We start from the raw sequence: 14478 nt of genomic DNA on the forward strand, positions 1-14478 counted from the left end.
TTCTCTCCTTTACATGCAAAAAAGCTGATGAACATCAGCTTTTTTGGCAACAATCATCTTTATTTAGGTACTACTTCACAAACCGTAAAGTTCTTTTCATCAATAATCTCGTTTAGCACATCTTTTATTTCGTTCACCTTCAGTTTTTCCAGCGTTTCAACAATATCAAATAAATTCATATCATTAAATGCATAGCGTGTAAACTGATTAGCGATAAACTCAGGTGAGTTTAATGAACGTAAAAATCCGCCGATTTTCTTTTTACGGATACGTTCAAGTTCTTCTTCTGTTAGTGATTTTGTTTTCATTTCAAGTAAAATTTGTTTAACTCGATCATACAGCTGCTCGGGTTGGTCCGTATCTCCCCCAATAAGAGCAAAACCAAATCCTCTTTCCTCCGTATAATCATAAGCAAATGTTTCATCAATGAGCCCGTCTGCATATAACTCCTCATAGTACGAAGAGCTTTTGCCAAATGCGTAATCTAAGATAATATTCATTGCTAACTCATATTTAAGCATTTCTCCACCTGAACGCTGCGGATTTTTCGCTTTTAGACCCACCATACATTTAGAAGACTGCACCGGCATTTTTAGTACTTGTTTTTCTTGATCCACCGTTTCAGGCTCTTCGTCAAAGTGACGCTGTATGTCAGATATTTCTTTATAATCTTTTTTCTGCTGATTGTCTCGAACTTGCTTCATTACCTTTTCCGCATCAACAGGGCCTACAATGAACAACAGCATGTTGCTTGGATGGTAGAACGTTTCATAGCATGTATACAGCAAATCTTTATTAATATGTGAAATCGATTCGATCGTGCCGGCAATATCAATTTTAACAGGGTGGTTTTTGTACATATTTTGAATGGTACCAAAATACAAGCGCCAGTCCGGATTGTCGTCATACATTGTAATTTCTTGACCGATAATGCCTTTTTCTTTTTCGACCGTTTTTTCTGAGAAGTACGGCTCTTGTACAAAGTCCACTAATGTTTCAAGGTTTTCCTCAAAATTTGACGTACAGCTGAATAAGTAAGCTGTGCGGGTAAAAGAAGTAAATGCATTGGCCGAAGCACCTTGTTTACTAAACTGCTGAAAGACATCCCCGTCTTCTTTTTCAAATAATTTATGCTCTAAAAAGTGTGCAATTCCGTCCGGAACTTTTGTCATTTCATTTTCATTTAGTGGTACGAATTGATTGTCAATCGATCCGTAGTTCGTTGTAAAGGTAGCAAACGTTTTGTTAAACTCCGGCTTTGGCAAAATATATACCTGCAGCCCGTTATCCATTTTTTCATGATACAGCTGTTCCTGAAGCTGCGAAAATTCAATTTTCTCCATTTTCTTCACCGCCCGTTCCTGTTAAGAAATAAATTGTATCCATTTCAATTTTCTCAGCCACTTTAATAATTTCCTGCTTAGATACCGCATCAATATGCTTTAAGTATTCGTCAATTGAAATGTCTTTGCCTGTTAATTCATTATGATACATAACCTCTACTAGTCCTCGTGGAGTATCCACCGTTTCAAGCAGCTGATTGTGAATGACGGCTTTTGTTTGAGCGATTTCGCCGTCTGTGAACGACCCTTGCTTCATCTCCTGCATTTGTTCTTTAATAATGGTCACGGCTTGGTCGTAATTTTTAGCATCAATACCCGACATGACCATCAGTAATCCCTTATGACTTTCTACCCTTGAAGCGGCATAATAGGCTAAGCTTGCTTTTTCACGCACATTGATAAATAGCTTAGAATGTGAGAAACCTCCGAATATACCGTTAAATACTTGCAGAGCAAAATACTGTCTATCTCCATACACAACATTTGTGCGGTAGCCAATATTTAATTTCCCTTGTTTTACTTCTTGTTTTTCCACTACTTCATTTACTTTTGAGATATCTTTAGACGTAATAGAATCTTCAATGTCTTTTTGCTCGCGCTTTGGTAACGTAAATGTTTCTTTTACTGTTTGTAAAACCTCTTCGAGTTGCAAATCTCCAATAGCATAAAGGTGAATGGCATCTTCTTTTAACACCTGCTGATAATAGGCGTACAAACTTTCACCTGTAATTTCTTCCACGTCGTCAATTTGACCGTTTACATGTAAAGAGTAAGGTTCTTCCTTACACATTTCTTCGACTAATCTTAAATTAGCATAGCGCATTTTATCATCAAATACGGCTTGAATTCTCTGACGAAGCGAACGCTTTTCTTTTGTCATAATATCCTTTAAAAAAGAGTCCCCTTCAACTGCTGGCTTTAATAAAATATCGCCAAGAAGCGCTAACGCTTTTTGCAAAAGCGGAGTTGAATCTTTCAAATATTTTTCATTCGCTATATCAATGCGAATCGTAATATCGTGGTTATCACCTTTTTTTGTTAAGTCTACTTGTAAAGTAGCACCATAAAGCTCATCTAAATATGTACGAAGCTTTGTCGTAGACGGCAGCGACTCGGTAGCGCTTTGAAGCACATAAGGTAAAAGGGCACGCATTGTCACCGTTTTCTTATCTAAAGGGGCATTTAGTTTTAAAATGAACGTGTTTGTTTTGTACTTAGCTGTTTGAATGGTGTGAACAGTCAATCCTTCTAGTTCATGTTTTTGTTCAGTCAATAATTTCATATATAAACCTCCTTTTAAATTTTGATGTATTAACTAGACAATACTTCTATTTTGAATCTTTAACGCTAATTTTAGTCTTATAACCACTATATCGAATTCAAGGAAACATTTTCAAGTAACTTGCCGCGCGCTTCCTCATTTCTTTTCATATTCTTTCTCTCAATGAAAAAAAGGCGGAGAAAAGAATATGATTCCTTTGTCTCCACCTTCTATATTTATCCAACTTTAGTCATTGTTAGACCTCGTATAGAGGATTTATTAGCGGCGGCCTTTTTCATAAGGAACGCCTAGCGCTTTAGGAGCCTCAGCACGTCCTACAAAACCAGTAAGTGCTAAGATTGTTAATACGTACGGTGCAATGGTTAAAAGGACGGATGGGATATCTTGAATAACCGGAATCTGAGCTCCCGTGATACTCAAAGACTGTGCTAACCCGAAAAACATGGCTGCGCCTAAAGCACCAATAGGATGCCATTTTCCAAAAATCATAGCTGCAATAGCAAGGAACCCTTGTCCAGCAATCGTTCCCGCTGCAAAGTTTGTAGCGATAGATGTAGCATACACCGCGCCGCCGATTCCAGCTAACATTCCGGAAATCATAACGCCAACGTAACGCATTCTCACAACTTTGATCCCCATCGTGTCTGCTGCCATTGGGTGTTCACCAACTGAACGAAGACGAAGACCAAACGGCGTTTTATAAATGATGTACCATACAGCAAAAGCTAGCGCAATTGCAATATAAGACGTAATAGGAACATTCGAAAACAGAATTTTACCGATTACTGGAATGTCTGATAGACCTGGAATACTTACTTTATCGATACGGAATTGGATAAAATCTGTTTGTCCTTTCCCAAAAATCTTTTTGATTAAAAAGATTGAAAGACCCGCAGCTAGAAAATTCAGCGCTACACCACTTACAGTTTGATCTGCTTTTAATGTAATACTTGCAACAGCATGAATCAGCGAAAACACAGCGCAAACAACAGCCGCAATTACTATCGCTACCCACGGGGCCCAAGCACCCAATGAATCCTGAAGTAAAAGGGTTGAAACAATACCTGTGAACGCGCCAAACATCATCAGCCCTTCTAATCCGATGTTCACGACCCCGGAACGTTCACTAAATATCCCTCCGAGCGCGGTAAAGATAAGCGGTGCAGCTGAATAAAGCGCCGCTGGAATAATAATGGCTAACACCTCTAAGAAGTTCATTTTGCTCCCCCCTTGCCTGCACGGCCAAGCACCCAGCGAATTAAATAACTAGATGCAACAAAAAAGATAATAAGCGCAATGACAATTTGAATTAATTCAGACGGTACGCCTGTCATAAAGTTCATTTGAGGAGCCGCAGTTTGCAATCCTCCGAAAAAGAATGAAGCTAATAAAATTCCAATTGCGCTGTTAGCTCCTAAAAGAGCTACGGCGATACCGTCAAACCCCGTACCCGTAAACGCAGTGAATGTGCCCATATACTGAAATGTTCCAAGCCCTTCCATTGCCCCGGCAAGCCCGGCAAAAGCGCCTGAAATCGCCATGGATAACACAATGTTTCGGCCTACATTCATTCCTGCATACTGTGAAGCATGTTGATTAAAACCAACAGCTCTTAGCTCGAAGCCCTTAGCTGTTTTATTCAAAATAAACCACATTACGATGGCTGCAGCGATGGTAATAAGAATGCCGTAATGAAGGCGGGAGTTATCGGTTAACTGTGCTAAAAAGCTTGATGCTAAAGATGCCGATTCCTTAATATCATACGATTTTTCATTACCCGCATATAAATACGTACGGATTAAGCTGCTCGTTGTATAAAGGGCAATATAGTTCATCATAATGGAAACAATTACTTCATGAACATGAAATTTTGCTTTTAAAAATCCTGGAATAAACGCCCAAACTGCTCCAGCTGCAGCTGCTGCTAATACAGCTAAAGGAATATGAATGACTGCTGGTAAATCAAACGCATACCCAACCCATACTGAAGCCAACCAGCCAACTAAAAGCTGTCCTTCTACTCCAATGTTAAAGAGACCGGTTTTATAAGCAAACGCAACCGCGATACCAGCCAGAGCAAGAGGAGTCATGGCACGAATCGTTTCTCCAATGGCTTTTGGCGTTCCAAACATCCCGTCAAAAAGAGATTGATAGCCAAGCATTGGATCATAGCCGCCTAGTAACATAATAACCGCTCCGGCAATGAGTCCTAATATGGCCGATACAACAGGGATCAAAATCATCATTACACGTTCATTTTTCACAAGTTTATTCATGCTGTTCCACCCGCTTTCTCACGCGTACCGCCTGCCATTAATAAGCCTAACTCTTGTTCATTCGTTTCTTTTGGATCTACAATGTCGACTATTTTCCCTTCATAAATAACCGCAATGCGATCGCTTAAATTTATTACTTCATCCAGTTCTAGCGAAACAAGCAGCACTGCTCGTCCTTTATCTCGTTCTTCGATCAGTTTCTTATGAATAAATTCAATGGCTCCTACGTCCAGCCCCCTCGTTGGCTGAGCTGCAATTAATAGCTCCGGACTGCGGTCTACTTCACGGGCAATAATGGCTTTTTGCTGATTCCCCCCCGATAGCAATCGCGCTTGTGTATATTCACTAGGCGTTCGCACATCATATTCTGCAATTAGTTCTTTTGCCTTTTTATACATCTCTTTATAATTTAAAATACCTGATTTAGACATCGGCTTTTGATAATACGTTTGAAGGCCAATATTTTCACCTATTGTATAATCTAATACCAGTCCGTGCTTATGACGATCCTGCGGAATATGTCCTATTCCTGACTCCGTAATTTTACGAGTGGATAACGTAGACAATTCTTGATTTTTTAATGTGATCGAGCCCGACTTTATTTTTCTCAGACCCGTAATTGCTTCAATCAGCTCTGTTTGACCATTCCCATCTACACCCGCAATGCCTACAATTTCGCCTGCCCGAACGCTTAGATCAAGCGAACTTACAGCCTCTACTCCTCGGCTGTCTTCTACTACTAATTCTTTTATTGTTAACACAGCTTCTTTTGGAGTCGCTGTTTTCTTTTCAGTTTTAAAATGCACTTCTCTTCCTACCATTAAAGCAGCAAGTTCATCAGGGTTGGTCTCTTGCACATTTACCGTGCCAACCCCGACACCTTTTCGAATAATTGTACAGCGGTCACATACTGACATAATTTCTTTTAATTTATGCGTAATTAAAATAATCGACTTTCCTTCTTGAATTAATTTTTTCATAATTTGAATTAATTCCGTAATTTCCTGAGGTGTTAAGGCGGCAGTAGGTTCATCAAAAATAAGAATGTCGGCTCCTCTGTAAAGCGTCTTTAAAATTTCCACTCGCTGCTGCATGCCAACTGAGATATCTTGAATCTTCGCATATGGATCTACCGATAATCCATATTGATTTGAAAGCTCTTGAATATCTTGAGCTGCTTTTTTAATATTGATTTTCCCCGTGCGCGTCGGTTCGTTTCCAAGAATAATATTTTCTGTTACTGTAAAGTTTTGAACGAGCATAAAATGCTGATGAACCATCCCAATTCCTAAGTCATTCGCTACGTTAGGGTCCGTGATTTTGACTTCTTGGCCGTTTACACGAATCTGCCCTTTTTCAGGCTGATAAAGTCCAAATAAAACGTTCATCAGCGTTGACTTACCTGCACCATTTTCCCCTAACAAAGCATGAATTTCTCCCTTTTTCACTTGGAGTGTAATATTGTCATTAGCGACAATACCGGGAAACTCTTTGCGAATATCTAGCATTTCAATAACATATTCCACTGCTTTCACTCCCTATTCCTGCCTGCTACAGGATTCTGTCTTCCGTTTTTTGGCTATGAAAAAGGCTAGTTTTCACTAGCCTTTTATACTCATATAATCATTGCTTAACAGACGTCAACTTATTTTTTAAGCGTTTTTTCAAACTCTTTAAATTCTTTATCCGTTTGAGGCACTGTAATGTCACCGTCTAGAATTTTTTGCTTATACTCATCAACTGCTTTTAACGCATCTTTGCTTACATTATCTTGTGATGGAGCAATTCCTACTCCGTCTTCTTTTAAGCCAAACACAACTTCTTTACCACCTGGGAATTTGTCGTCCATTGCTTTTTTGGCAACATCTTCTACAGCCAAGTCAACGCGTTTAACCATCGAAGTTAACGTTACGTTTTCAGGCATACCTTCTTCATGCTGATCGCGGTCAACTCCAATTACCCAAACCTTTTTGTCTTTCCCGCCTTTTGAACGGTTTTTAGCTTCTGTAAATACGCCGTTTCCAGTACCGCCAGCCGCTTGATAAATAATATCAGCGCCTTTGCTGTAAATGGTAGAAGCAATAGCTGAACCTTTTTCTGGAGAGTTAAAACTTTCTGCGTATTGAGAGATAACTTCAGCATCTGGGTTTACAGATTTAACACCTGCTTTAAATCCGTTTTCAAACTTCTTGATTAATGGAGATTCAACGCCTCCGATAAAGCCGATTTTGTTCGTTTTCGTTTGTTTAGCTGCCACTACACCTACTAAGAAAGAGCCTTGCTCTTCTTTAAATAGAATGCTTGCCACGTTATCTAAGTTCTCTGACTTTAGCGTATCGTCTACTAATGCAAAGTTAGCATCTGGATACTGCTTTGCTGCTTTTTTAATATCTTCTTTTAATAAAAAGCCAATTCCATACGTCAAGTTGTAGCCACTCTCAGCAAATTTAGAAAGATTGCTCTCGTATTCAGATGCTTTTGTAGACTGCAAATACTTATATCCAGTCCCTTCATCAAGTCCGTTATCTTTCCCAAACTTTGTCAGACCTTCCCAAGCAGATTGGTTAAACGATTTATCATCTACCCCGCCCGTATCTGTTACCATTCCCACTTTAAAATCCGCCGCTTTTTTATCTCCGCCGCTCTTACCTGCGTCGTCTGAGCCACACGCGCTTAAAAGTGTTCCTGCCGCTAATACTAGTGATAATGCAAGTCCCGTTTTACGTTTTAACATGTTTTAACCCCCTGAATAGTTTTAAAAGTATAAAGCCAATTTTCTATTTCGTCCTTGTGACCTACATTTGACACCTCCTTAAAAGGACAATGTTAAACAGTTATAAATTTTCTGACATTTAACCGCAAAAAAACTAGACGCGTTTACGCAATACTTGGAAACTAAATTGATCTGCTTTAAAATAATTGATGGAATATAAAATGGGTTCATCATGCTGGTCATAATGCATTTGTTTCAGCACAAGCAAAGCGGTTTCTGGTTCGCATTGTAAAATAGGAGAAACTTTTTCATGGTAGCCTAGAGGCTCAATGTTTGCCACTGCGTATGAAATATGTTTTCCTGCTTGTTTTTCAAGAATTTCTAGCAAAGACTCTTGTTTATATTCGAAATTTTCAGGCAATATTTTTTGAGGAACCTTGTCCATGCAATATACAACCGGCTCTCCGTTTGCCGTTCTCACCCGTTCAACAAATAAAATCTGTTCGTCTTCCCCGCAAGCAAAACGTGTTAAATCATTTTCAGACAACTCTTGTATTTGAGAAGATAAGAAGATTGTTCCAGCCTTCATACCGGCTTGTTCAATCATATGTGTTATACTATTTAATTGCTCAATCCCTGACAAAAAAGTAGGCTTCGTGTTGACAAATGTTCCCACGCCGTGTCTGCGAACAATAATATTCTCTTCTTCTAATATGCGAAGTGCCTCACGTAGCGTTGCGCGGCTAACCCCTAGCTGCTTTGATAAATCAAACTCTGAAGGGAGTCTTTCCTTTTCTTTAAAAATTCCTTTTTCTATATTTTGTTTAATTTTATCAATCACTTGTAAATACAAGTGCCGATTATCCGCACGTATAGACATCACTCTTCCTCCATATTAAAAAGTCATCAGACCTCTGATGTTCGACTACTTAATCGAAAATAATATATCATTTTTCGACAGATAAATAAATAGGTTATATTAATTTTTTATTAAAATTATTATTATTTTTTTAAAAAAATGAATTTTTGTTATTTTTTAATGTCAGCATACCTAACAACCTGCTTTTCTTCTAATATTAGATAAAAACCAAACATTTTAGTCATTAAATTTTTTAATATTCGTTTTTATTTCATTTATTTAGCATGACATATTTTTGTATGATACTATTCTTACCGTCTCTTATTCCATAAAAAATGAGGTTGAGACATAACGAAATGAATTCAAACTAAAGACGAACAAATGGGATAATGAGCTGAACAGCTTTTGACACTGCAGTTGATTTCCATGTAAAACTCCGGTTTCCGCCGGCGGGTGATGAGCCTCCTCGTCGCTTGCGCTTTTCCCGCAGGAGTCTTCGCCCTGCCCTTCAATCAACTGCTAGAAGGAACGAAACAGATGAAACCTACGTTTATCATAACAAAAAAAAACGAACCACTAATCAAACATGTTGATTAATGGTTCGTTTTTCACTTCAGCTAAAATACTTTTGTCCCAGCCTCATCTTTTCTAGTAACATTATTAAGATCCAACATCCTCATTTTGCTGAGAAATCAGCACGGAACGCGGCTTACTTCCTTCATAAGGCCCCACCACTCCACGCTCTTCCATTGCATCGATCAAGCGTGCAGCCCGGTTATAGCCAATTCGAAAGCGTCGCTGCAGCATAGAAACAGAAGCTGTTTGCATTTCTGCTACAAGCTGTACCGCTTCGTCATATAGCTCATCTGCAAAATCATCAACTTGTTCAGGAGCATCGGTTGGAATCATTTCTTCTTGATACTGCGCTTTTTGCTGTGCAATTACAAAATCAACAATTTCTTCTACTTCTTCATCTGATAAAAAGGCACCTTGCACACGCACAGGTTTTGAAGCTCCAACAGGCATGAACAGCATATCTCCTCTTCCTAGAAGCTTCTCAGCTCCTCCCATATCTAAGATCGTACGAGAGTCAGTTTGTGAAGATACACTAAAAGCGATTCGGGAAGGAATGTTTGCTTTAATAACCCCAGTAATAACATCTACTGATGGTCGCTGTGTAGCAATAATCAAATGAATGCCGGCAGCACGAGCCATTTGAGCAAGACGTGTGATCGAATCTTCGACGTCAGATGAAGCAACCATCATCAAGTCAGCCAACTCATCGACAATCACCACAATATAAGGAAGAGTCGGCTGTTTTGCATCGGCGTCTCCATCATCATTCATACGTTTTACTAAATCGTTATATCCTTCAATGTTTCTCGTTCCGCTGTGTGAAAACAACTCATAACGTCGCTCCATCTCACTTACAACTTTCTTTAAGGCTTGAGAAGCTTTTTTCGGATCCGTTACAACAGGAGCCAATAAATGCGGAATACCATTGTACATATTGAGCTCAACCATTTTAGGGTCAATCATCATTAATTTTACTTCATGAGGCTTTGTCCTCATTAAAATACTAATAATAATACCGTTGATACACACACTTTTTCCGCTTCCTGTTGCGCCTGCTACAAGCATATGAGGCATTTTATTAAGCTCTGCTAGCACAGCTTCGCCTGAAATATCTCTTCCTAAACCAACTAATAGCTTTTTATCCGGTCGGTTATTTTCAGTTGCTTCAAGTACTTCTCTAAGTGAAACCATCGCTACTTCTTCGTTCGGCACTTCAATTCCTACCGCTGATTTCCCGGGAATTGGAGCTTCAATCCGAATATCTTTGGCAGCTAATGCAAGTGCTAGATCATCACTTAAATTGACAATCTTACTTACTTTTACTCCTACATCAGGATATACTTCATATTTTGTAACAGCTGGTCCAAGGTGAACTTTTGCCACTTTTGCTTTTACGCCGAAACTTTGAAACGTTTTTTCAAGTTTTTCGGCATTTTTATAAATGTTTTTATGCTCTTTTGCCTGGTTGCTTTTCTTTGGCATCGTTAATAGCTTGATAGGAGGAAGCTCATACTCTTTATTTTCCGTTTCAGTAAATGTAATCATAGGAGCTTTTTCTTCTTCCTGTTCCTTTTGCGGCTTTGGCTGTTGCGGTGCAGCAGCTACAGGCTTCGATTCCATAACCGGCGGCGCTGGAGCTATAGGAGCAGCAGGAGATTGACTAGACTCTTCCTCTCCGTAGTCAAAGTGTTCAATAATTGGAGGCGAAGGTGCTTCTACTTCTATGTCCATGCTTTCTTCAGGTTCTTGCACAGCTTTTTCTTGTCGTCTCTTTTTTGTTGTTTTAGGAGCTTTTTTCTTCTTATGTTTCCACGTCTGAATATCTTGCCAGCCTTCTTTTAACTCCGTTGTTAAAAAATTCACTAGAGGTGACAAAAGTTTTAATACCGTTTCGTGAAGCGAACGTCCGGTAATAAGCAGTACCCCAATCACAATAAGCAAGGCAGCGATAAGTTCTGTTCCTAAGCTATCAAATAGATAGTAGAACATGGCAAACATAATAGCTCCTATCATCCCTCCGCCTAAATCACTGTGATTCGATTGGCCCGTTGCTTCGAGCATATACAAATCCCACGTGTTCATAATGACAGACGGATCTGTAAACGTTCCGTTTTTTGATAAATTTTCAAATAACGTAACATGACTAAACAGTAAAATAGATAAAATAATGAGATATGTACCGATAAGCTGCCGCGTCACTAAAGGAGGCATTTCTCTTTTCCAAATAATATAAACAGATAGAATAGCCATTCCGATTAAACACAGCATATACCATTCGCCAATAAATAAGCGGACCACTAGTACAAGGGCCTGTCCTACAGCACCAAGTCCTGCCATGGCAATTAACGTTAATGCTAATAAAAATAAGCCAATAAGCTCAAAGCGCAATATGCGTTTCCATTCATCCTTTTTTATTTGACCTCTTCGTTTTTTCTTTGCCATTTTTCCACTCCAATCAACGTCCAACACTCTATGTTGATTTTGTTTCTTTTATCAGTTGAATAAAAAAGCAGCCAATACAGCGGCTGCCTTCTTCGTCATATTCATTATACCATATTCACCATAATTATACTGAAATCCTTACGACAAAATTTGACCAGGATAATAATTTTCATTCAAATAATCTTGAGGATTCGTGCTTAAAATCCTCACAATTTGCTGTTGCTTTTGTTCATTTTCTTCAACAATAACCGGGATTCCATTATGGTTAATAAGCTTTGGCTGAGATTGTTCTTGATGATAAGACTGCTGAAAGATCAGTTCTTGCGGCATCATTGTATACAAAATCATTGCAGCAGCTGCTCCTCATTCTGACGTCCTTGCTCAATCAGTTCATTCAATTTTTTGATCGCTTGAGCAACTCCGCCTACTTCATTAATTAACCCGTATGAAACAGCATCTCCGCCAACTACATTTGTCCCGATATCACGCGTTAAGTTCCCTTTTGAAAACATAAGTTCTTTAAACTTTTCTTCTGAAATATGAGAGTGTTCTCTCACAAAGTTAATCACGCGCTCTTGCATTTTATCTAAGTATTCAAATGTTTGCGGTACACCAATAACAAGACCCGTTAAGCGAATAGGATGAATGGTCATGGTCGCTGTACCGGCAATATACGAATAATCAGTTGAAACCGCAATTGGAACACCGATTGAATGTCCGCCTCCTAACACAATAGACACAGAAGGCTTGGATAACGAAGCGATCATTTCAGCAATTGCAAGACCCGCTTCTACATCTCCACCTACTGTATTCAAGATAATAAGCAATCCTTCAATTTTTGGATTTTGTTCGATCGCCACAATTTGCGGGATGACATGCTCATATTTTGTCGTTTTGTTTTGAGGAGGCAGCTGCATGTGCCCTTCGATTTGTCCTACAATCGTTAAACAGTGAATATTAGAATCCTGAGGAAGCTGAGCCACGTTGGTCTGTCCTAGTTGTTGAATTTTATCTAATATTCCGCCCTTGCTTTCTTCATTTTTATTAGGCTGCTGAGGCGCTTCATCAGAATGTAATCTTTCGTTATTTTCAAACATATTCTAGCTCCTTTCACTTATTGATAGTAGTAGTATGAACTTCTCATAGTTATTACATCCGCATCAGCTGCAAATAAAAAGCCTTCCCAGCGGGAAGGCTTCACATTAGATTTCCATGATAATCGGTAAAATCATCGGTTTACGACGGGTTTTTTCATATAAAAATTGATTTAAACTTTCTCTCATTTTTAATTTTAATGAAGACCACTCGATCACTTTGTCTTCCATACACTTTTCTAAAATTTGCTGAACAATCTTCGTTGCTTCTTCTAAAAGCTTTTCTGATTCTCTTACATAGACGAATCCGCGGGAGATGATTTCCGGCCCCGCTACTACCGTTTTTTGGCGTTTATTAATCGTAACTACCACCGTTAAGATTCCGTCCTGTGACAGCAGCCTGCGATCTCTCAGAACGATATTTCCAATATCACCGACGCCTAGTCCATCAATGAGCGTATTTCCCGCTTGAATAGAACCGCTAGGGTACATGCGAGCATCTTTAAATTCAACTCGCTCACCTTTTTCAAGCAAACAAATATGATCTTCTGATATTCCTAATTGACCGGCCAGCTTCGCATAAGCTTTTTGTTTTCGATACTCTCCATTCACAGGCATGACATATTTCGGCTTTGTTAAGTTAATCATAAATTTTAATTCTTCTTGACTGCCGTGTCCGGAAGCCTGCACTTTCCTCTGAGCAAACACTACGCTTGCTCCTAAACGAAAGATGACGTCAATTGTTTTTGAAAAGGTCGTTTCGTGCCCCGCCACAGGTGTAGCAGCCAGCAGGACCGTATCATCTTGTTTGATTTGAATAAATTTATGGGACTGTTTAGCCATTCGAGTAAGACCTAAAATCGGCTCTCCGTGATGACCTGTTGTTAAAATAACCGTTTCATGTTCTGGAAGATCTTTTAGCTTTTGTACAGGAACAATTAAATCCTCAGGCAGCTGCAAATGTCCAAGTTTTGCTGCAATATCAATGATTTTCAGCATACTTTTTTCCATAACGATCAGGTTACGGCCGTGCTGATATGCGGCATGAATGATTTGCTGAATACGGTGCAGATTGGAACTGTATGCAGCAACAATGATTCGACCTTTGCTTTTATAAAAAGCGTCGGTAATATTTTGTCCAATGACGGCTTCAGAAACTGTATAGCCTGGCTTATCCGCATTTGTACTGTCTGAAAGCAAACACAGGACGCCTTGTTCCCCAATGGCAGCCATTTTTCCAATATCAGCGCTTTGAATGCTGACTGAATTTTGATCAAATTTAAAATCACCTGTATATACAATCGCCCCTTGATTTGTTTGTAAACAAATACCGACTGAATCTTGGATGCTGTGCTGCGTTCTAAAAAATGAAATATCCACTCCTTCAAACGATAAAACCGTTGACGAAGTGATAGGATGTAAAGCTTCATATTTTTTAATTCCATATTCTTTTAACTTTTCTTTGATAAGTGCTAGCGTTAATTCTGTACCATATACAGGCACATCCAATTTTTGAAGTATAAAGGGAATAGCGCCAATTTGTTCTTCGTGTCCATGAGTAACAAATATGCCTTTTACGTTCTGCTGATTTTCTACTAAATATGTAATGTCCGGAATGACAATATCAATTCCTAACATTTCCCCTCCCGGAAACTTTGATCCTGCATCTAACACATATATGTTTTCATTGATTTCCACCACATACATGTTTTTTCCAAGTTCTCCGACTCCACCCAAGGCTGAAATTTTAATATTTTCTGTCTTTTCTAGTACCATAAGCTCCTCCTACTTACTTTCACCCGTACAATTTCATTTGCTTACATTATAACTGAAGTAAGAATTGGAATACAAGAAATTTCATTCGTCTATTTCCGTCATCTGCTCTTCTATTAT

Annotated in this window: 11 protein-coding genes; all 11 read right to left on the reverse strand. The window is 39.0% G+C overall.

Going from position 1 to position 14478, the window contains the following annotated elements; all coding sequences use genetic code 11:
* Positions 1-59 precede the first annotated feature (59 nt).
* The 11 genes from yfmH to JNUCC25_RS20765 all read right to left on the reverse strand — a co-directional run bounded on the left by yfmH (position 60) and on the right by JNUCC25_RS20765 (position 14361).
* On the reverse strand, positions 60-1343 hold the full coding sequence (gene yfmH, locus JNUCC25_RS20715; RefSeq protein ID WP_025750276.1) for an EF-P 5-aminopentanol modification-associated protein YfmH: 1284 nt from the start codon (positions 1341-1343) through the stop codon (positions 60-62).
* A complete protein-coding gene (gene yfmF, locus JNUCC25_RS20720) occupies positions 1330-2625 on the reverse strand; it encodes an EF-P 5-aminopentanol modification-associated protein YfmF (RefSeq protein ID WP_064472073.1) in 1296 nt (431 codons plus the stop codon). The genes yfmH and yfmF overlap by 14 nt, the downstream gene beginning before the upstream one ends.
* 258 nt (positions 2626-2883) lie before the next feature.
* The gene (locus tag JNUCC25_RS20725; protein WP_013058813.1) at positions 2884-3843 is read right to left on the reverse strand and encodes an ABC transporter permease; all 960 of its coding nucleotides are present in this window, start codon (positions 3841-3843) and stop codon (positions 2884-2886) included.
* Entirely contained in the window at positions 3840-4901 is a 1062-nt protein-coding gene (locus JNUCC25_RS20730) for an ABC transporter permease (RefSeq protein WP_013058814.1), read from the reverse strand. The genes JNUCC25_RS20725 and JNUCC25_RS20730 overlap by 4 nt, the downstream gene beginning before the upstream one ends.
* Positions 4898-6427, reverse strand: a complete 1530-nt coding sequence (locus JNUCC25_RS20735; RefSeq protein ID WP_263032825.1) for an ABC transporter ATP-binding protein — start codon at positions 6425-6427, stop codon at positions 4898-4900. Before JNUCC25_RS20735 ends, JNUCC25_RS20730 begins: the two co-directional genes overlap by 4 nt.
* A gap of 119 nt (positions 6428-6546) precedes the next feature.
* Positions 6547-7635 (reverse strand): BMP family lipoprotein, encoded by a 1089-nt coding sequence (locus JNUCC25_RS20740; protein ID WP_013058816.1) that lies wholly within the window; start codon positions 7633-7635, stop codon positions 6547-6549.
* A 133-nt stretch (positions 7636-7768) separates the two neighbouring features.
* The gene (locus tag JNUCC25_RS20745; protein WP_013058817.1) at positions 7769-8494 is read right to left on the reverse strand and encodes a GntR family transcriptional regulator; all 726 of its coding nucleotides are present in this window, start codon (positions 8492-8494) and stop codon (positions 7769-7771) included.
* 639 nt (positions 8495-9133) lie between these two features.
* Positions 9134-11491, reverse strand: a complete 2358-nt coding sequence (locus JNUCC25_RS20750; protein WP_013058818.1) for an FtsK/SpoIIIE family DNA translocase — start codon at positions 11489-11491, stop codon at positions 9134-9136.
* Between the two features lie 138 nt (positions 11492-11629).
* Positions 11630-11839: a YlzJ-like family protein gene (locus JNUCC25_RS20755; RefSeq protein WP_013058819.1), complete on the reverse strand. Its 210-nt coding sequence runs from the start codon at positions 11837-11839 to the stop codon at positions 11630-11632.
* On the reverse strand, positions 11836-12588 hold the full coding sequence (locus tag JNUCC25_RS20760; protein WP_013058820.1) for a ClpP family protease: 753 nt from the start codon (positions 12586-12588) through the stop codon (positions 11836-11838). Before JNUCC25_RS20760 ends, JNUCC25_RS20755 begins: the two co-directional genes overlap by 4 nt.
* 105 nt (positions 12589-12693) lie before the next feature.
* The gene (locus JNUCC25_RS20765; protein WP_025601502.1) at positions 12694-14361 is read right to left on the reverse strand and encodes a ribonuclease J; all 1668 of its coding nucleotides are present in this window, start codon (positions 14359-14361) and stop codon (positions 12694-12696) included.
* Positions 14362-14478: the final 117 nt, after the last annotated feature.

The sequence above is a fragment of the Priestia sp. JNUCC 25 genome, assembly GCF_053667915.1.

What these genes read in the sequence shown, in the direction of transcription:
- JNUCC25_RS20755 (WP_013058819.1), bottom strand. Translation starts at nt 11,839, where the DNA reads ATGATTTTGTATACAATGATGCCGCAAGAACTGATCTTTCAGCAGTCT.
- JNUCC25_RS20745 (WP_013058817.1), bottom strand. Translation starts at nt 8,494, where the DNA reads ATGTCTATACGTGCGGATAATCGGCACTTGTATTTACAAGTGATTGAT.
- JNUCC25_RS20765 (WP_025601502.1), bottom strand. Translation starts at nt 14,361, where the DNA reads ATGGTACTAGAAAAGACAGAAAATATTAAAATTTCAGCCTTGGGTGGA.
- JNUCC25_RS20730 (WP_013058814.1), bottom strand. Translation starts at nt 4,901, where the DNA reads ATGAATAAACTTGTGAAAAATGAACGTGTAATGATGATTTTGATCCCT.
- yfmF (WP_064472073.1), bottom strand. Translation starts at nt 2,625, where the DNA reads ATGAAATTATTGACTGAACAAAAACATGAACTAGAAGGATTGACTGTT.
- yfmH (WP_025750276.1), bottom strand. Translation starts at nt 1,343, where the DNA reads ATGGAGAAAATTGAATTTTCGCAGCTTCAGGAACAGCTGTATCATGAA.
- JNUCC25_RS20760 (WP_013058820.1), bottom strand. Translation starts at nt 12,588, where the DNA reads ATGTTTGAAAATAACGAAAGATTACATTCTGATGAAGCGCCTCAGCAG.
- JNUCC25_RS20725 (WP_013058813.1), bottom strand. Translation starts at nt 3,843, where the DNA reads ATGAACTTCTTAGAGGTGTTAGCCATTATTATTCCAGCGGCGCTTTAT.
- JNUCC25_RS20750 (WP_013058818.1), bottom strand. Translation starts at nt 11,491, where the DNA reads ATGGCAAAGAAAAAACGAAGAGGTCAAATAAAAAAGGATGAATGGAAA.
- JNUCC25_RS20740 (WP_013058816.1), bottom strand. Translation starts at nt 7,635, where the DNA reads ATGTTAAAACGTAAAACGGGACTTGCATTATCACTAGTATTAGCGGCA.